This window comes from Sphingomonas sp. BK036 (assembly GCF_004216825.1).
GTDB lineage: Bacteria > Pseudomonadota > Alphaproteobacteria > Sphingomonadales > Sphingomonadaceae > Sphingomonas.
Map to the genome: position 1 here is coordinate 429986 of NZ_SGXR01000004.1, position 17512 is coordinate 447497.

The 17512-nt window shown below is 68.1% G+C and carries 13 protein-coding genes; 2 read left to right on the plus strand and 11 right to left on the minus strand.

Annotated elements, in window-relative coordinates:
* Positions 1–52 precede the first annotated feature (52 nt).
* Positions 53–514, minus strand: a complete 462-nt coding sequence (locus EV283_RS09065) for a DUF2141 domain-containing protein (RefSeq protein ID WP_130324581.1) — start codon at positions 512–514, stop codon at positions 53–55.
* Between the two features lie 109 nt (positions 515–623).
* Positions 624–1976: a lipopolysaccharide biosynthesis protein gene (locus EV283_RS09070; RefSeq protein WP_130324583.1), complete on the minus strand. Its 1353-nt coding sequence runs from the start codon at positions 1974–1976 to the stop codon at positions 624–626.
* Between the two features lie 137 nt (positions 1977–2113).
* Between EV283_RS09070 and asnB the strand changes: the two genes are divergently transcribed.
* Positions 2114–4024, plus strand: a complete 1911-nt coding sequence (gene asnB, locus EV283_RS09075) for an asparagine synthase (glutamine-hydrolyzing) (RefSeq protein ID WP_130324585.1) — start codon at positions 2114–2116, stop codon at positions 4022–4024.
* Positions 4025–4117: 93 nt separating this feature from the next.
* On the opposite strand, the gene EV283_RS09080 is transcribed toward asnB, so the two are convergent.
* From EV283_RS09080 to EV283_RS09105, 6 genes are all read right to left on the minus strand, one after another.
* Complete coding sequence (locus EV283_RS09080) at positions 4118–5242, minus strand: CDP-alcohol phosphatidyltransferase family protein (protein ID WP_130324587.1); 1125 nt, start codon at positions 5240–5242, stop codon at positions 4118–4120.
* 179 nt (positions 5243–5421) lie between these two features.
* Positions 5422–6552 carry a hypothetical protein gene (locus EV283_RS09085; RefSeq protein WP_130324589.1) on the minus strand — a complete coding sequence of 377 codons (1131 nt, stop codon included), beginning with the start codon at positions 6550–6552 and terminating at the stop codon, positions 5422–5424.
* Positions 6549–7265, minus strand: coding sequence for a phosphocholine cytidylyltransferase family protein (locus EV283_RS09090; RefSeq protein WP_130324591.1), 717 nt, complete (start codon positions 7263–7265; stop codon positions 6549–6551). The genes EV283_RS09085 and EV283_RS09090 overlap by 4 nt, the downstream gene beginning before the upstream one ends.
* A gap of 77 nt (positions 7266–7342) precedes the next feature.
* On the minus strand, positions 7343–8731 hold the full coding sequence (locus EV283_RS09095; protein ID WP_130324593.1) for an efflux transporter outer membrane subunit: 1389 nt from the start codon (positions 8729–8731) through the stop codon (positions 7343–7345).
* Positions 8732–8988: 257 nt separating this feature from the next.
* On the minus strand, positions 8989–10170 hold the full coding sequence (locus EV283_RS09100; protein ID WP_130324595.1) for an HlyD family secretion protein: 1182 nt from the start codon (positions 10168–10170) through the stop codon (positions 8989–8991).
* A complete protein-coding gene (locus EV283_RS09105; RefSeq protein WP_130324596.1) occupies positions 10167–11825 on the minus strand; it encodes an MFS transporter in 1659 nt (552 codons plus the stop codon). The genes EV283_RS09100 and EV283_RS09105 overlap by 4 nt, the downstream gene beginning before the upstream one ends.
* A gap of 255 nt (positions 11826–12080) precedes the next feature.
* On the opposite strand from EV283_RS09105, the gene EV283_RS09110 reads away from it, so the two are divergent.
* Positions 12081–13169 (plus strand): mechanosensitive ion channel domain-containing protein, encoded by a 1089-nt coding sequence (locus EV283_RS09110; protein WP_165391735.1) that lies wholly within the window; start codon positions 12081–12083, stop codon positions 13167–13169.
* A 150-nt stretch (positions 13170–13319) separates the two neighbouring features.
* On the opposite strand, the gene EV283_RS09115 is transcribed toward EV283_RS09110, so the two are convergent.
* Genes EV283_RS09115 through otsB form a run of 3 tightly spaced genes read right to left on the minus strand, consistent with a single transcriptional unit; the run spans position 13320 to position 17295 of the window.
* Positions 13320–14708: a trehalose-6-phosphate synthase gene (locus tag EV283_RS09115; protein WP_130324600.1), complete on the minus strand. Its 1389-nt coding sequence runs from the start codon at positions 14706–14708 to the stop codon at positions 13320–13322.
* The gene (locus EV283_RS09120; RefSeq protein ID WP_130324602.1) at positions 14705–16513 is read right to left on the minus strand and encodes a glycoside hydrolase family 15 protein; all 1809 of its coding nucleotides are present in this window, start codon (positions 16511–16513) and stop codon (positions 14705–14707) included. The genes EV283_RS09115 and EV283_RS09120 overlap by 4 nt, the downstream gene beginning before the upstream one ends.
* Positions 16510–17295, minus strand: coding sequence for a trehalose-phosphatase (otsB, locus tag EV283_RS09125; RefSeq protein WP_242615884.1), 786 nt, complete (start codon positions 17293–17295; stop codon positions 16510–16512). The genes EV283_RS09120 and otsB overlap by 4 nt, the downstream gene beginning before the upstream one ends.
* Positions 17296–17512 lie beyond the last annotated feature (217 nt).

The window sequence follows — 17512 nt, forward strand, 5'->3', positions numbered from 1 at the left end:
ATTTTGTGTCAATAAGATTTCCGTTCCGCGTCTACCGCGGTCCGGGCGAACATTACCCGCGATATCGCATCTTCATCCGTATCACCGTGCCGGACGCGGGCAGGGCGGTGCGGACCGCATCGAACGACGGCAGCCCGACCGAGGTCGGTGCGTCGTTCGAGAAGCCGAAGCCTTCCTTCGGCACGAACAGCGTCCGGTTGAACTTATGGTCGCCATTCTCGTCGTGATATTGCGCGACGGCATAGTGTCCCGGCTTCATCCAGAAGCAGGCGCGTGGCTTCGCCGCCGAGACGCGGGCGCGCCCGACCTTGGCGCCCTTTGCCAAAAACCTGGACTTGTCATCGGGATAGATCGCGAAGGCGACCTCGCCCTGGCTATTGCGCAGCGTCGTCGCCTCCAGGATCAGTTTTGCGTTGCCGTTCCCCGGCGTGCCCTCGCACGTCTCGGCGGCGCGGGCATGGGTCGGCGCAAGTGCCGCCGCGGCGCCGAGCGCGATAAGGAATCCGTAGTTCATCGGCAGACCATGACCCGAAAATAGTGGCGATAGAGCGGCGCGCAGATGACATTTGCGACGTGAACGAGGCGTTTATCGCAGCCTCCGCGGTCGCGGTGTCGTGGCCGGGTCAGGCCTCGCGGGGCACGCGTGTCATGCGCGCGGCGGCGAACCCCAGCAGGATCGCGACCGCCACCGACCCGACCGCGACCGCCACCGCGACGCCGGTCGACTCATAGGTCGGCATCAGCATGAACGCGGTGACGAACAGCAGCACGACGCCGACCGCACGAATTGCGAACACCGTGCCGGCCCGGTGGAGCGCGGTCATTACCGTATCGAGGCTGACGGTGGCGAGGTCGAAACAGCCGGCGGCGGCAAGCCACAACAGGACGGGATAGGCGCCGCCGAACGACTTGCCGCCGACCAGCTTCAGGATCGGCTCGCCGACCAAAGCGACGATCGCGAGGATCACCAGTGCAGCGGCGGTGCTGGCCATCATGGTCCGCATGAGGATACGCCGCAGCCGCGAGGGCTCGGCGGTGCGCACCGCGCGGACGATCTCGGGGAAGGCGGCGCGCGAGAGCATCTGCGACAATTTGGCGAGCGCCTGCGCCAGCTGGGTCGCGAGCCGGAACGCGCCCGCCGCCGCGGGGCCGATCGACGCGCCGACCAGGAGCAACGGGATCTGCTTGCTCGACAGCCCGAGCGTCGCGCTGGCGTTGGTACTGAGCGAGAAGCGGACGATGCCCGGATTCTCGTCGCGCAACTGCCGCCACGCGCCGCGGCCGCGGGCGAGCAGGCCGAGGTCGCCGCTGCGTGCGACCATGATCCAGTAGGTCGCCGCGGTCACGATCTCGGCGATCGCCCAGGCGAGCATGAAGCCGCGGATGGTGGGCGCAAAGAGCATCGCTGCGCCCGCGCCGACGAACCGCATGATCGGCGTCATGCTGTCGGCCAGCGCGGACAGCGAGAATTTGTCGCGCAGGCGCAGGATGCCGAGCGGGGTCGAGCGGATCGTGACGAGTTGGACGACGGTGAACATCAGCGTGTCGCGCATCAGGTCTGGCGGGATACCGAAGCGGTCGCTCCATATCCAGAGGATGACGACGCTGAGCGCCGCCCCGACCAGCGCGCTGCACAGGTCGAGCACGGCCGAAAGCCGGAGCAGCCGCGCGAGCCGGGGCGTGTCGCCGTGCTGGATCGGCTCGACGCCATATTGGACGATGATCTGCCAGGTCTGGAAGCCGACAAAGGTCGCCAGCGCCTGCGCCGCGCCCGAGATCAGCGCGAACCGGCCGAAATCGACCACGCCCAGCGTGCGTGTCGCAAAGCCGAGATAGAAGAGCGACAGGACCGCCAGAACGCTGCGACTGGCGAGCAGCCAGCCGAGGTTGCGCGCCGCCGCCCGGAAAATCCCGGTCGTGCCCGCGCGTGCCGGTGCATCCGCCGGGGCCGGAGAAGGAGCGGGGTCCTGAACCATCTGCGACCGGCCCCTAGAGCGCGATCGCGGGTGCGGCAAGGTGCCCCGGAGGTGACAAAGCGGCGGGCGGCTCCTAGACCGCGCGCGATCGGGCGGCAGCGCCGCCGTCATGCGAGGGATCGTTCGTCATCTGCGGAATTGCCGGCCTTTACGCGCGGGGTGGCGGTGCCGTTTCGCCCCGCCTCGTCACCGCACCCCTGATCACCGCGCAGTGCGACGCGATCCTGCACCGCGGGCCCGACGACCAGGGCGTGATGACCGATGGCGATTTCGGCTTCGGGATGCGCCGGCTGAGCATCATCGACATCGAAGGCGGGCACCAGCCGTTCCACTCGCCCGACGGTCGTTATGCACTGGTCTTCAACGGCGAGATCTACAATTTCCGCGCTCTGCGACAGGAGCTGCAGGCGCTCGGCCGCATCTTCGAGAGTGCGGGCGATACCGAGGTCATCCTCGCAGGCTACGAACGCTGGGGCGACGATGTCTGGACCCGGCTCGACGGCATGTTCGCGGTCGCGGTGTGGGACATGCACGCCCGGCGACTGACGCTCGCGCGCGATCCCGTGGGGATCAAGCCGCTTTATTATACCGACCAGGCCGCCGGGTTCGCGTTCGGCTCCGAACTCAAGACGCTGACCTTGCTGCCGGGGATGGCGTTCGACGTCGACGCCCGCGCGCTCCACGATTATTTCAGCTTCGGCCATGTCCGCACGCCGCGCTCGATCTACACGCAGGTCCGCACGTTGCCGCCGGGCCATGTGATAACCGTCGAGGCGAGCGGCACGCCGACGCTGCGCGCCTATTGGACGCCCGCTTATCATCCGGCCGAGCCGCGGTCCGAAGCGCAGTGGATCGAGCAGTTCCGCGATCAATGGCTCGACACGATCGGCAAGCAGATGGTCGCGGACGTCGATGTCGGCGCATTCCTGTCGGGGGGCGTGGATTCCTCCGCGGTGGTCGCGGCGATGGCGCAGGTGTCGGACCGCCCGGTTCGCACGTTCACGATCGGCTTCCCCGACCCACGCTTCGACGAATCGCCGCATGCCGAGGCGATCGCGCGGCATCTCGGCTGCAACCACGTTACGCGGACGCTCGAACTGGCGGATGCGCAGGCGATGCTGCCCGAAGTCCAGCATTGCTATGACGAGCCGTTCGCCGATCCGTCCGCGGTGCCGACCTGGTATGTCAGCCAGATCGCCGCGCAGGAGGTGAAGGTCGCGCTGTCGGGCGACGGCGGCGACGAGCTGTTCTTCGGTTACAAGCGCCACGCGACCGAGCGCCGGATCGGGGCGTTGCCAGCGCCGTTGCGCAAGCTCGCGCGCGCACTGGACGCGGTGCCGACGCTGCCGTCGCGGCATGCGAATGCGGTGTTGCAGCGCTGGCGCAAGACGACGGGCAGCGCCGCGCTTCCGAACGGCGTCGCGCGGTTCTTCGCGAAGACGCAGATCACCAACGAAGCCTTCCGCCGCGAGATCTTCTCGGCGGAGTTCATCGCCGAGGAAGAGGGCGGAATCGCCGCGCTGGTCGCGGAATACTTCCCCGATCCCGCCGCGATCTCGGCCGACACGCTCGAGCAGTTCGGGCTGGCGGATCTCGCGCTCAACCTGCCCGGCGCGATGCTGACCAAGGTCGACCGCGCGAGCATGGCGCATTCGCTCGAGGTGCGCGTGCCGATGCTGGGGCAGGGGATGGTCGACCTCGCGCTGTCGATGCCCGCCGACATGAAGCTGCACGGCAAGGTCGGCAAATACGTCATCCGACAGGCGATCGCACCGTGGCTGCCCGAGGGGATCCTCGATCGCCGCAAGCAGGGCTTCCAGATGCCGCTCGCCGCCTGGTTCGCCGGCGATTTCGGCGCCTATGCCGAACAGCTCTGGCGCGACAGCGGCGTCCGCGAACAGGGGATGTGGCGCGCGGGCGCGGTCGACAAGGTGTTCGCGGATCACCGCGCGGGGAAGCGGGATTACAGCCGATTCCTGTACGCGCTGGCGATCTACTGCCTGTGGTGGATCGGCCGGCCTAAGGCCGTTGCGGTCGGCATACTCTAATTCGTCATCCTGACGAAAGTCAGGACCCAGAGCCACGGACGTCCACCTTTGTGACCCTGGATCCTGACTTTCGTCAGGATGACGGCGTGACGCCTAAGCCAGCCAACTCACCAGCGTCTCACCTTTGGCCTTGCGCGCCATCGCCTGCACCAGCCGCACCATGTGCACCACCAGCGAGATCGCGGTCCACGCGGCCACCCCGATGATCCCCCAGTCGGGCCGCATCACCAGCAGCCCCGCGAACAATATCACCATGTTCGGGTTGCGCCGCGCGGTGATCAGCCGGAACCAGCTGTCGAACCGCTCCCAGACGTGGATGTGCATCCCGAACCGGACGATGAACGCCCCCTCGATCAGCCGCTGCGCGACATAGCCGAACAGCATCGTGCCGATCACCGCCCAGAACACGCCGTCCTCAAGCGGCCGACCGTACGGCGCGCACCCCGCCGCCCAGGCCCACCACCAGAAGGGCGGGTGGACCAGGTCGACGCCGTGATCCCACGCATTGCCGAGCTTGGACGAGGTGATCGTACACCGCGCGAGCTTCCCGTCGACGGTGTCGAGCACCATGAAGAACAGCCCCGTGGCGAGCCCCGTCCAGAACCAGCCATACCAGAACGCCACGGTCGCCACGATGCACAGCACCGATCCGAGTGCGGTCACCTGGTTCGGCGTGATCCCGGCGCGCGCGCAGACCCGCGTGATCGCCAGCGCCCATTCGGGCCACAGATATTTGGTCAGCAGATCGGTGACGCCCTTATACGCCCCGACATAGCTTGCGCGCTCGATCGCCGGCACCGCGGGCGGAGTCAGCAGTTCGGCGAACGGACGCTCGCGTTTGCGCAGCGCCTCGTTGAGGATGCCATCCTCGGCTTCGGCGGCGATCACCGTGAGGCCGGACACCAGCGGCGCCTCGCCGAGCATCGCCGCGGTCATCCGCGCACGCTCGTCGGCGTTGCGGACATGCGCGAGAACGGGGACGCCGGTCCGCGTGACGACCGTACCGGGGCGGGTCTTCAGATGCGCGATCCACACCGGATCGAACGCATAAGCGAGGTTGGCGAGGATGACGGGGCCCGTGTCGCCCGCATCGTCGGTTGCCAACCCCTGCGCGACGCCGATCCGTCGGATCCGCTCGGCATTGGTCATGCCCCAGAGCAGCGTGTCGTTCGCCCGGACGGTCCGGAGCGCTGGCGTGGGGGCTGTAGAATCTACCATGGCGCACCCGTTAGCCGATCTGGTCGTGAAAGCGAGAGGGGAGGGGTAGAACGACGCTTCCGCAGGGCACCACCCCGGCGGAGGCCGGGGCCCAACTGGGACGGCCAGAGTAACTGTGCACAGTCCCTTGTCAGCATCGTCCCCCAATTGGGCCCCGGCCTCCGCCGGGGTGGTGGGGTTTATCGAACTGGCCTCGCTTCCAGCACGCGAACGATTTCCGCCGCAGCCTTCGCCGCGCCGCCCTCAACCGCGCCGAGCGATTTGCCGGCGAACGCCGCCTGAACCGTCGCATACTCCGCGTGCACCAAAGCCGCCCGGTCTAGCGCCGCGATCACATCCGCGACGTCGTCGACCACCTCGCCGCACGCCCACATCGCGTAGTTCGGATCCCCCTCCCACGCGACGCCCGCCGCGTTGAGAAATACGCACGGCCGCGGCCGCATCAGGAACTCGATCACCTGGCTCGACGTGTCGCCCAGATAAACGTCCGCGACGCCGGTATAGCTTCCGTCGACCATCGCGAAGCCGTCAATGTCGCAGTGCACGTGCGGCAGAGCGCCGATCTCGCGCATCAGATCCGCGACCTCGGGGGCTTTCTCGACCAGGCGCTGGTGCGGCGCGAAGATCAGATTGTAACGCCCGTCCGCGACGATCCGCCGCACGACCTCCGCCCCCCAGCGCCACCAGGACGAGCGATGCTGTTGCCAGTGCGGCGTGTACAGCACCACCGGCCGCGTATCCGCGAACGGCGGCGCGGCGTGCGTGCGGTGCGTGAAATCTGCCTTCACATAGCCGGTCGCGACGAACCGGTCGGGCGCGAACCCGCGATCGAGATAGGTCTGGCGCTCGCGCTGGCTCGGCACCAGCGTCAACGCCGCCGCGCGCCGGCGCGGGTCGTCGCGTGCGCTCATCGACCCGACGCCGTGCGAGGTCTTCACGAACTTCGCACGCATCGGGAACAGCCGCGGCAACCACAGACTCGTCTGTTCGGCGCACACGACGACGCGTGCGCTGCGGAGATAGGGGAGCAGCCGCACCAGCATCGGGATCTTGGCCGGCAGCACGGGATTGCGCCCCGTGCCATCCTCGGCAACGCGGCGGAACCCCGGCGCGCGGCGGATACGGACGGTGGGGAAGGGGGCCGTCCACCGGGTCAGGAGAGTCTCGTGGACCGAGGTGCTCACCCACAGGTCGATCGGCACGGTCGATGTCGCGGCGAGCGCCTCGACGATTGGATAGAGATGCGGGATCAGCAGCGTCTCGCCGAGGAACAGGAACGCGACCTTGCCTCTGGGAGGGGGGCTGGTCATGGCCGATGATCGCGTTCCCACAGCGCGATATCCTCGGGCCGGTCGATCTCCTGCCAGTGCGCGCCGGTCGCGATCCGCACCGCCGTCACGCCAGGGCCCTGCGCGACGCGTGCGACGACGGCGTGGTGATAGGCGTGGATGCCGTTCTCCTCGCCGATTACCGCGCGCAACGCCTCGGCATAGGCGCCGCCGCCGTGCGACACGATCAGCCCGAGCGAGCGATCGGTCGCCTCATGCCCGACGAGGTGCTTGCCGACCGCGATCACGCGGGTCCCGTCGGCCTCGACCAGCATGTCGTCGAGCCCGGCGTCGACCAGCGGCTCGACAAGCAGCGCCACGCCCCCCGTGTCGCCGCCAAGCGCAGTGCGCAGGATCGTCGGGTCGAACACGGTGTCGCCGTTCATCAGGGCAAACGGCGCGCCGAGATAGGCGCGCGCCGCCCAGACGCTGCCGATGCTGTTCGCGCTCGACCAGAACGGGTTGAAGACAAGCTCCGTCGGCAGGGCGCCGTCATGCGCACGCAGGTGCGCGTCGATCTGGTCGATACGATAGCCGCCGATGATCACCGCACCATCGAAGCCCGCGGCCGCGACCGCGTCGAGCTGGTGATCGAGGATCGCGCGTCCGCCGACTTCGACCAGGCATTTGGGCGTGGTCAGCGTCAGGGGCAGCAACCGCGATCCGTGGCCCGCGGCAAGGATGATGGCCTTCATGGGGTGCGCCTTTACGCGGCAAGTGTGGCAGGAAAATGCAGTTGCGCGCCGTTCTCCCGCCTCCGGGGGGGAGAGCGTTATCGCTGCACGCTCTCGCTGTCCGCCCGCGACCAGCCGCCGCCCATCGCCTGATACAGCGTCACATAGGCGGTCAGCCGGTCCGCGCGCGCTTGCACCAGCGACAGCTCCGCGGTCAGCAGGCCGCGTTGCGCATCGAGCTGGTCAATATACGCCGAATAGCCCGCGCGGTAGCGGTTCGAGGCGTTGCGCAACGCTCCCGCCAGCGCATCGCGCTGCCCGGCGAGCGCGACCGCCTGTTCGCCCGAGCGCTGCACCCCGGCCAAGCTGTCGTCGACCTCGCGGAACGCCTGCAACGCGGTGCGGCGATAGGCGAAGGCGGCCTGGTCGCGGCGGGCGGTGGCGGCGTCGGCCTGTGCGCCGAGCCTGCCGCCGTCGAAGATCGGGCTCAGCACGCTCGCGCCGATCGAGAACACCGCAATTGGGTTCGCCAGCGCACTCGACAGGACGACGCCCGCCGAGCCGGTCAGCGCGAGGTTGGGCAGCATCGCCGCGCGTGCGCTGTCGAGCGAGCGGTCGGTCGCGACCAGAGTCTGCTCGGCCTGGTAGAGATCGGGGCGGCGGCGGAGCAGGTCGGCGGGCAGGCCGTCGGGGATCGCGGGCGCGGCGAGCTGGTCGAGCGTGCGGCCGCGCGGGATCGGGCCGGGATTGTCGCCGAGCAACAAGCTGAGCACGTTCTCCTGTCGGCTGATCGCGAGCTGTGCGGCGGGGACGAGCTGTTCGGTCGCGTGATATTCGGCCTCGGACTGCCGGAGTTCGAGGTTCGAGGTGTAGCCGGTCTCGGCGCGGCGGCGGGCGATGCGCAGGCCCTCCGCGCGCGCTGCCAGCGTCTGCCGCGCGACTGCGAGCCGCAGGTCGAGCGCGCGCAGCGTGATGTAGCCGGTCGCGACGCTGCTCGCGATCCCGAGCCGTACCGTGTCCTGCGCCGCCTGGCTGGCGAGCAGCTGCGCCTGCGCCGCGCGGCTAGCCTGGCGGAGGCGGCCAAACAGGTCGAGGTCGTAGCTGATGCTGACCGAGGGCTGCGCGCCGATCGCGTCGGAGGGCAGGCCGAACGCGCTGACCGTCTGGCCGGTGGTGCTCGGCGCCGATCCGCTGACGAGCGGGGTCTGCTGCGCGCGGGCGAGGCGCGCAGTGGCGCGCGCCTCGTCGATCCGCGCGGCGGCGGCACCGAGATCGGGACTGTTCGCCAGCGCGCGCGCGACGAGCGCGGTCAGCGCGGGATCGCCGAACGCGCTCCACCAATCCGCACGCATCGGCGCGCCGGGCCCGAGCGCGGTGCGCCACGCGGGGGGCGGCGCGACCGCGGTGGTCGCGGGCGCCTCGGGGCGGGGGCCGATGCAGGCGGTGGCTAGGAGGGCTAGGGGGAGGATCCCGATATCCCGAACCAACCGCCACCCCGGCGAAGGCCGGGGTCCAGGTGGGAAGGTCGAAGTAACGGCGGACTGCGCTTCGTTACTGCCGTCCCCCAACTGGGCCCCGGCCTTCGCCGGGGTGGTGGACTCGGTTGAGGTGGTGGACTCGATTGAGTTGGTTTGTCCGAGGGCGGTGGCATTTCCCATGTGTCCCCGCGAAGGCGGGGACCCAGTCTGGGCTCCCGCCTTCGCGGGAGAACAGGGGCTGGGGGCAACGCGTGGGTTGCGGGGCATCACCGGACGCCCGGTCCGCCGGCGGTATCCACGCGCGCCTGCACCGACATGCCCGGCCGCAACCGGGCGCTCAGCCGCTGGCCCGCATCGACGCGGATCCGCACCGCGATCCGCTGCGGCACCTTGGTGAAGTTGCCCGTCGCATTGTCCGCCTTCAGCACCGCGAACTCGGACCCGGCGGCAGGCGCGATCCGCTCGACATGCCCGGTCAGCCGTTCGTTCGCGAGCCCGTCGACGGTGAACGACGCCGGCTGGCCGACCGCCATCCGCGCGGTCTGCGCTTCCTTGAAGTTCGCGATCACCCAGGTTTCGGGCGGCACGAGGAACATCAGCTGCGACCCCGCGGTCACATATTGGCCGAGGCGGACGCCGACCTCGCTCAGCCGCCCCGTCTCGGGCGCGCGGATGACGGTGTTGGCGAGGTCGATCCGCGCGAGGCTGCGCGCCGCCTCGGCCCCCGAGACCCCCGCTTTCTGTCCGCCACGCCCGACCTCGACCGTGCGGATGTCCTGCCGGGCGATCTCGCGCGCGGCCTTGGCCTGCTGGACCTGCGCCTGCGCCTGGCGGAACGCCGCGAGCGTCTGGTCGCGTTCGCGCAACGACACCGAGCCGTCCGTCACCAGATCATTGACTCGCGCCATGTCCGCCTGCGCGCGCATCAGCTGCGCGGCGGCGTTGGCGACCGCGGCATCCTGTGCCGCGAACGTCGCCTCGCGGCTGGCCGCGGTCTGGCGGCTGTTCGCGAGTGTCGCGGCCTGCGCATCGACCTGCGCCTGCGCCTGGTCGACCCGCTGGCGGTAAATGCGGTCGTCGATCTTCACGAGCGGATCGCCCTGCTTCACATCGGCAAAATCGCGCACCAGCACCTGCGTGACATAACCGCTGACCTGCGGGCTGATCACCGTCGTCCGGCCGCGGACATAGGCGTTGTCGGTCGATTGATAGCTGGTCGCGAACGGCGGTAGCCGCCACGCCGCGAGCACCGCGCAGACGCCCGCCACCGCCAGCAGGGCGATGATGATGATGACGTTGCGGCTCGGCGGCTGCGGTCGCCAGCCCGATCCGACCGGGGTGGCCGGGGATGCCGGGGCGGCGGCAGGGGCAGGCGCTGGTGCCGCCGTCTCTGCCATCTTTTCTTCGGTCGCCGGTCCTTCGGCCACCGGGCTGCGCGCGTCGGTCATGTTGTCCCCTCCAGCCGCGCGCGTCGTTCGCGTCGCGCGCGTCTCGCCAGCAGGAACAGCAGATAGCCGAACGTCCCCCCCGCGAGAACGGCGATCAACCGGAAGACGTCGTCATACGCAAGCACGTTTGCTTCGCGCGTGGTGGTTTGCGACAGGATCGCCGCCCCCTCGGCACTGCGCAGCGTCGGATCGACGATCACCCGGCTGACCGCGGCACCGCCCGCGGCGATGCGCTGCGCGACGATCGGGTCGGTCGGCGAGATCTGCTGGACCAGCGCCACGCTGTTCGCCTTCTCGCGAATCACCTGATAGCTGCCGAGCAACGCGGTGCCGCCGAGCCCGCCCAACGAGTTGATGATCCCGAACAGCGCGATGAAGCTGATGATATGGCCGGCGCCTTCCTTCAACGCGCGGGTCATGCCGAACAGCAGCGCGGGGCCCAGGAAGAACGTCGCGGAAAAACCGATGATCGCCTGCGTCACGTACATCTGCGGCGCGCGCGTCAGGCTGGTCGCGTAGGAATCGAACCAGGCCGCCACCGCGACCAGCCCGATCGCGAGCATGATCGGGTGGCCCAGCCGCTCGACATCGAGCGTCACCGCGCTTGCGATGACGCCTGCGACCGAGGCGACGAAGATGATCAGGAAGAACGGCACGAGCTGGTCGTTGTTCTGCCCCAGCACGGTCAGCAGCCCGACCGAGGCATAGGTCTGTTCCGACAGCACGATCCGCGCCATGACGATGACTATCGTGAAGCGGACGATGTCGGCGCTGCCCAGCCAGCGCGTGTTGAGCAGCGGGTTGGCGCGGTGATGCTCGACGACCAGCGCGGCGGCGAACATCGGGATCGCCGCGATCAGTGCCCAGCCGATCCACGGCGCATTGGTCCACCACACGATCCGCCCGAGCCCGAGCACCGCGGCGAACAAAGCGGTCGAGCCCGCGAACAGCACGAAGGTGAGGAAGTCGAGCGGCTCGAACGCCTTGCTCCGCGTCGTCGGCGGCAGGCGCAGCGCGGCCACCGCGGCGAGCGACAGCAGCGCCAGGCCGAGCTCGAACAGGTACAGCGTGCGCCACTGCGACATCGCCAGCAGGTCCGGCGAGAACAGGCGCGCGAGCGGAGTCGCGCATTGCGGGATGCCGATGCCGAGCACGACCGCCTTCAGCCGCCATTTCGCAGGCAGCGACTGCATCACGTAATAGAGGCACAGGCTGCTGAGCGCCGCCCCTGCCATCCCGCTGATCGCGCGCACCGCGATCGCGGTCGCAAAGCCGTGGACGAACAGGTGCGCGAGCGTGATCAGCACGTAGAGGATCAGGAAAATCATCGCGAACGGCCTGAGCCCGAACTGCGCGCGGAACTTGATCATCAGCAGGTTTATGCTGACGTTGGTCATCACATAGACCGTCGGCAGCCACGCGATCTCGGCGGGATCGAGCCCGAGTGCGCCCTGCAGCGTGTAGGTGTTCGCGCTGATCAACGCGTTACCGAAGCCGACCGTGAGCCCGAGCAGGATGCCGATCAGCGCATAGGCGATCTGGCGGTGGCGCGGATGGAGTGGCGAGCCGGGAGAGCCGGGCAGGACGGGGCGTTCGTGTTCGGCGAACTGCCAGTCCTCCTCGCTCAGGAAGTCTCTGATTCTCCGCGCTATCATCGGGCGTCGTTTTGGCACGATCGGGGGCGGGCGTCATCCAGGAACGCTGATGATGGGGGGCAATGTAACGAGTAAGTCACCACCCCGGCGGAGGCCGGGGCCCAGTTGGGGGACGGGAGTAACGGTGGACAGCGCGCCATCATGGCGACCTTTCCAACTGGGCCCCGGCCTTCGCCGGGGTGGTGGCAGCACAGAGGGCATTTGCTGCACCGCAGCGGAACATCCCCCGTTGCCCGCCGTTGCGCCTTCATGCGCATGTTCCGATCGCTTCACATACCGCCCGAATGGGTCTGGCTGGAGAGCGTCGCCGTCGTCTCGGCCGCGATCCTCGTCGCGCTGGTCGCGCACTGGCTGACGATGCGGATCGCGGGCCATGCCCAGCGCCGCACCACCGCCAAGACCGACGGGCTCGTCCTCGCCCGCGTCCGTCGTCCGTTGCGCGCGGTGTTCGTCTCGGTGTCCGTCGCGTTCGTCGCGCGGATCCTGCCGATGGACAACGACGTAGAGGATCTGTGGAAGCAGCTGCTCGGCTTCCTCGTCCCCGCGCTGCTGGGCTGGCTCGCAGCCGCGGCGTTGCGCGCGTTCCAGGACGTGATCGAGATCCGCGCCGACATCACCGTCGAGGATAATTTGCGCGCGCGCCGCAAGCGCACGCGCGCGGCGATTCTCGGGCGGATCGGGACGTTCTTTATCGTCTTCATCAGCGTCTGCCTGATGCTGCTGAGCGTCCCCGGCATCCGCTCGATCGGCGTCACGTTGATGGCGTCGGCGGGTATCGCCGGCCTCGTCGTCGGTGCCGCCGCGCAGCCCGCGCTGAAGAACCTGATCGCGGGTGTGCAGATGGCGTTTACCGAGCCGATCCGGCTCGACGACGTGCTGATCGTCGATGGCGAATGGGGGCGGGTCGAGCAGATCAACCTGACGTTCGTGGTCATCAAGATCTGGGACGAGCGGCGTCTCGTCGTGCCGGTCTCGAAGTTCCTTGAACAGAGCTTCCAGAACTGGACACGCGAGACGAGCCAGTTGCTGGGGTCGGTATTCTGGTATGTCGATCCGGCGACCGACGTGCCACGGTTGCGCGAGAAACTGGGCGAAATCGTCACGGCCAATCCGCGCTGGGACAAGCGGTTCTTCAACCTCCAGGTCACCGACGTGAAGACCGATTGCATCGAGCTGCGCGGCCTGATGACCGCAAAGGACGCGGCGATCGCGTTCGACCTGCGCTGCGACGTGCGCGAGGCGCTGCTGCGCTATATGCGCGACGAAATGCCCGAGGCAATGCCGCGCAACCGCCTGCTGATGGCAGCGGACCCGGCGGGTGGCATGGGCAGCCGCCCCGCCTAACTAAGATTGTAGCCAGCACCTCTTCACGCCGTCATTCCCGCGAAGGCGGGAATCTATACTGGCTAAGCACCGCGATAAACCGCTTGCGGTAGCCAATATGGATCCCCGCCTGCGCGGGGATGACGGGATCTGGGGTAGAGGCGATCGCTGTTATGCCTCGACATGCTCCGGCGCGGCTTCGAGCGCGGTGATGAACAGTTCGCACCACCACATCACGTCCTCCTTGCGGACGTTGTCGATCAGCTTTTTCCAGCGCGCCTTGCGCTCCGCCAGCGGCATCTTGAGCGCGCGGGCGATCGCGTCGGACATTTCCTCCGGGCTGTACGGATTGACGAGCACCGCGTCGGACAGCTGCGCGGCGGCGCCGGCGAACTGCGACAGGATCAGGACGCCGGGATCGTCGGGATCCTGCGCCGCGACATATTCCTTCGCGACCAGGTTCATCCCGTCGCGCAATGGCGTCACCAACCCGACGCGCGCAGCGCGGTAGATCCCCGCCAGCACGTCGCGCGGGAAGCCCTGGTTGACGTAGCGGATCGGCGTCCAGTCGATATCCGAAAACTCGCCGTTGATCCGCCCCGACATCGAATCGAGGTTCGCGCGAATCTCCTGATAGGTATCCACCTTCTCGCGGCTCGGCGGCGCGATCTGGAGCATGTAGACCAGCCCGCGGTGATCGGGATGCGACGCGAGAAAGCGTTCATAGCCCGAGAAGCGCTCGGCGAGGCCCTTCGAATAATCGAGCCGGTCGACACCGACGATCAGGCTGCGCCCGGTCGCCGACATGTACATCCGCTCCTTGGCGTGGCGCGCGGTGTCGCTGCTCGCGGACTTCTCGAAGTCCGCGGTCTCGATGCCGATCGGCGTGGTGATCGCCTTGATCGTGCGATCGCCGACCGTCACCCAGCCATCCTCACCGACCACGCCGTCGAGCTGGCTGGTGACGTAATGCAGGAAGCTGTCGAGCCAGTCCTGAGTCTGGAACCCGACGACGTCATAGGCGAACATCGATTCGACCAGCGCGCGGTGGCTCGGCAGCGACAACAGCATCGCCATCGGCGGCCACGGGATGTGGAGGAAGAAGCCGATCTTGTTCTCGACGCCCAGCTTTCGGAGTTCGCGGCCGAGCGGGACGTGGTGATAATCATGCACCCAGACGAGATCGTCGGGCTCGATCAACGGCAGCACCGTCTCGGCAAAGCGCGTGTTCACCCGCGCATAGCCGCTGGAGAAATCGCGTTCGAACTCGGTCAGGTCGATCCGGTAATGGAACAGCGGCCACAGCGTGCGGTTCGCATAGCCATTATAATATTCGTCGAAATCCTGTTCCTCCAGGTCGATCGTCGCGGTGGTGACGCCCTTGCCCTGCTGGAAGTTGATATGGCCCGTGAAGGTCTCGGTGGTCGCACCCGACCAGCCGAACCACACGCCGCCCTTTTCGCGGAGCGCCGCGAGCAGCGCGACCGCGAGGCCGCCCTGGTTGCCCGAGGGCGCGTCGACCGACTGGACGCGATTAGAGATGACGACGAGGCGGCTCATCGTACGGCACTCCAGGGCTTGCTGAGCAGGACGGCACAGTTGATCAGCCCCACCAGCGAATAGGTTTGCGGATAATTCCCCCACAGCTCGCCGGTCGCAGGATCGATATCCTCCGACAACAGCCCCGCAGGGGTACGGCGCGCGACCATCTCGGCGAACAGCGCACAAGCATCGGCGGTGCGGCCGGTGGTGTGCAGCGCCTCGATCAGCCAGAAGGTGCAGACGTTGAATGCGGTATGCGGCAGGCCGAAATCATCCTCGGTCGCATAGCGCAGCATGTGGCTGCCGCGCCGCAACCCTTCCTCGACCGCCTTCAGCGTCGACTGGAAGCGCGGATCGTCGGGCGCAAAGAAGCGCAGGTCGAGCAGCTGGATCAGGCTCGCGTCGAGATCGTCGCCCCCGAACGTCGCGGAGATACGCTGCGTATCCTCGCGCCACGCCGACGTCTCGATCGTGCTGCGAATCGTGTCCGCGCGCGCGTTCCAGAACGTCCGGCGATCCTCGAGCCCGAGCACGCCTGCCGCGTTGGCAAGCCGGTCGCACGCCGCCCAGCACATCGCCGCCGAATAGGTGTGGACATGCGCCTTGGTGCGCAGCTCCCATAGGCCCGCATCGGGCTTGTCATAGGTTTCCCAGGCGCGATCGCCGACGAGTTCGAGGCTCCTGAAGTCCTCGTGGCTCGACATGCGGAACAGCCGCTGGTCGAAGAACGCCTGGACGTCGGACAGGATGATCTGCCCATACGCGTCGTGCTGGATCTGCTCATACGCCTGGTTGCCGACGCGGACCGGACCCATGCCGCGATAGCCAGGCAGCGTGGTCTCGGTGCGCTCGACCAAGGTCGCCTCGCCGCCGACCCCGTAGAGCGGCTGGACATGGCCACCCTTCGACGCATCGACGATGTTCCGCAGATATTCGAGATAGCCCTCCAGCACGTCGAGCGCGCCGAGCCGGTTGAGCGCCTGCACCGTATAATAGGCGTCGCGGATCCAGCAGTAGCGATAGTCCCAGTTGCGCTCCGACCCCTCGTGCTCGGGGATCGAGGTGGTGAGCGCGGCGACGATCGCGCCTGTCTCCTCATGCTGGCACAACTTCAGCGTGATGGCGGCGCGGATGACGACGTCCTGCCATTCGACTGGCGTCGCGAGCCCGCGCACCCAGTGGCGCCATTCTTCCTTGGTCCGCGACAGCATCGCCTCGGCGGCTTCGTGCAGCACGCCGGCAAAGCTCTCGTCGGGCCCCAGGAACATGTGCATCGGCCGCTCGAGCCGGAACCAGCTCTCGCCGACGACATGGCCGACGGGCGCGTCGGTGGTCAGCCGCAGCGTCTGGTCGTCCATCAGGAAGCGGACATGGTTCGACCCTTGCGTATGGCTGGTCGGCTTGCCCCAGCTGGTCGCGACGCGCAGGCGGATCCGGATGCGCGGCGACCCCGCGACGGGGCGCACGATCCGGACGAAGCTGGTCGGGCGATAGGTCCGCCCCTCGCGCACGAAGCGCGGGCAGAAATCGGTCACCTCGACCGCGTTGCCGGCCTGGTCCTCATGCCGCGTGACAAGGATCGGCGTGTTACGGATATAGCTCTGCGTGGTCTTCGCGCCGCCCTCGAGCTCGATCGCCCAGAAGCCGGTCTCGGGCGCATCGCCGCCGAGCAGCGCGCAGAATGCCGGGTCGCCATCGACCCGCGGCACGCAGCCCCAGACGAACGTGCCGGTCTTGTCGATCAGCGCGGACACCTGGCAATTGCCGATCGGCCAGAGGTTCATGTCGGCCTTGGGCGGATGGGCGAGGGGGGTAGCGGTCATCGTGTTTCCAATATGGCGGCGATCCAGTCACGGAGAGCGGCAACGTCGTTCAGGCGGTAGGTGGCGGCGGTAGGGCGCGCATCGCCGATCAGCACACCGGCCCCGCCGAGATTGCGGGCGGCTTCGAACCCGTCTTCGTCGGTAACGTCGTCGCCGAAGAAATAGGGCGTGGTGCCGGCCATTGGGGGCGCGTCGATCAGCGAACGGAGCGCCGCACCCTTGTCGCCGGGGGTGCGCAGCTCGACCATCATCTTGCCGCGCTGGAGTGTGAGGCCGTGGCGGTCGGCCAGCGTCTCGGCGAGCGCGACGGCGTCGGGCTCGAACGCCGGGGCCATCCGGTAATGGAGTCCCGCACCGAGGCTCTTGGCCTCGTAGACGAGGTCGTTCGCGGCGGCGAAGGCGGCGAATTCCTCGGCGGCGGCTTCGAGCGAGGCGGGGCGTTCGGCGGCGACATGGCCGTCCTCGGGCGTCCGCCGCTCGGCGCCATGGCTGCCTGCGACCGCGAACCGGCGGGCATGATCGCCGAGCATTGAGTCGAGCTGCTCGATCGACCGGCCGCTGATGATCGCTACGCGCCCGGGATAGCGTTCGGCGAGGCTGTCGAGCGTATCGCGCAGACGCTGGTCGACGACGACCGCATCGGGGGTCGCGGCGAGATCAACGAGCGTGCCGTCGAAATCGAAGAAGAGGCTGACGGTGTCGAGGGCCACGGGTGGCGGATCGAGCGCGACAGGCGGCGGCGCGAGGACTTCAGTCGCGGGCTGGCGTTCGGCTAGCATCATCGTCAAACCCCCGGGGGTGCCGCTACGTTCCGCTGCACTGCAAAATTGGAACGGGTGCGGTTCGATTGCTGTTTCGGGTGCTGAAGCGCCGTTCGCCCTCGCCTTGTATTCGCGCGAAGGCGGAAGCCCAGGACCAAGCAAAACCGCGTTTTGGGCTGCTCGACCTTCGCCTTCGCGGGGGAACGGAGAGGATGGACGGCCTCGTAAACCCGAGCAC

Bases quoted from the DNA above. Each gene is read 5' to 3' on its own strand.
- EV283_RS09065 (WP_130324581.1), bottom strand. From the start codon at position 514: ATGAACTACGGATTCCTTATCGCGCTCGGCGCCGCGGCGGCACTTGCG.
- EV283_RS09070 (WP_130324583.1), bottom strand. From the start codon at position 1,976: ATGGTTCAGGACCCCGCTCCTTCTCCGGCCCCGGCGGATGCACCGGCA.
- EV283_RS09080 (WP_130324587.1), bottom strand. From the start codon at position 5,242: ATGGTAGATTCTACAGCCCCCACGCCAGCGCTCCGGACCGTCCGGGCG.
- EV283_RS09085 (WP_130324589.1), bottom strand. From the start codon at position 6,552: ATGACCAGCCCCCCTCCCAGAGGCAAGGTCGCGTTCCTGTTCCTCGGC.
- EV283_RS09090 (WP_130324591.1), bottom strand. From the start codon at position 7,265: ATGAAGGCCATCATCCTTGCCGCGGGCCACGGATCGCGGTTGCTGCCC.
- EV283_RS09100 (WP_130324595.1), bottom strand. From the start codon at position 10,170: ATGACCGACGCGCGCAGCCCGGTGGCCGAAGGACCGGCGACCGAAGAA.
- EV283_RS09105 (WP_130324596.1), bottom strand. From the start codon at position 11,825: ATGATAGCGCGGAGAATCAGAGACTTCCTGAGCGAGGAGGACTGGCAG.
- EV283_RS09110 (WP_165391735.1), top strand. From the start codon at position 12,081: ATGTTCCGATCGCTTCACATACCGCCCGAATGGGTCTGGCTGGAGAGC.
- EV283_RS09115 (WP_130324600.1), bottom strand. From the start codon at position 14,708: ATGAGCCGCCTCGTCGTCATCTCTAATCGCGTCCAGTCGGTCGACGCG.
- EV283_RS09120 (WP_130324602.1), bottom strand. From the start codon at position 16,513: ATGACCGCTACCCCCCTCGCCCATCCGCCCAAGGCCGACATGAACCTC.
- otsB (WP_242615884.1), bottom strand. From the start codon at position 17,295: ATGATGCTAGCCGAACGCCAGCCCGCGACTGAAGTCCTCGCGCCGCCG.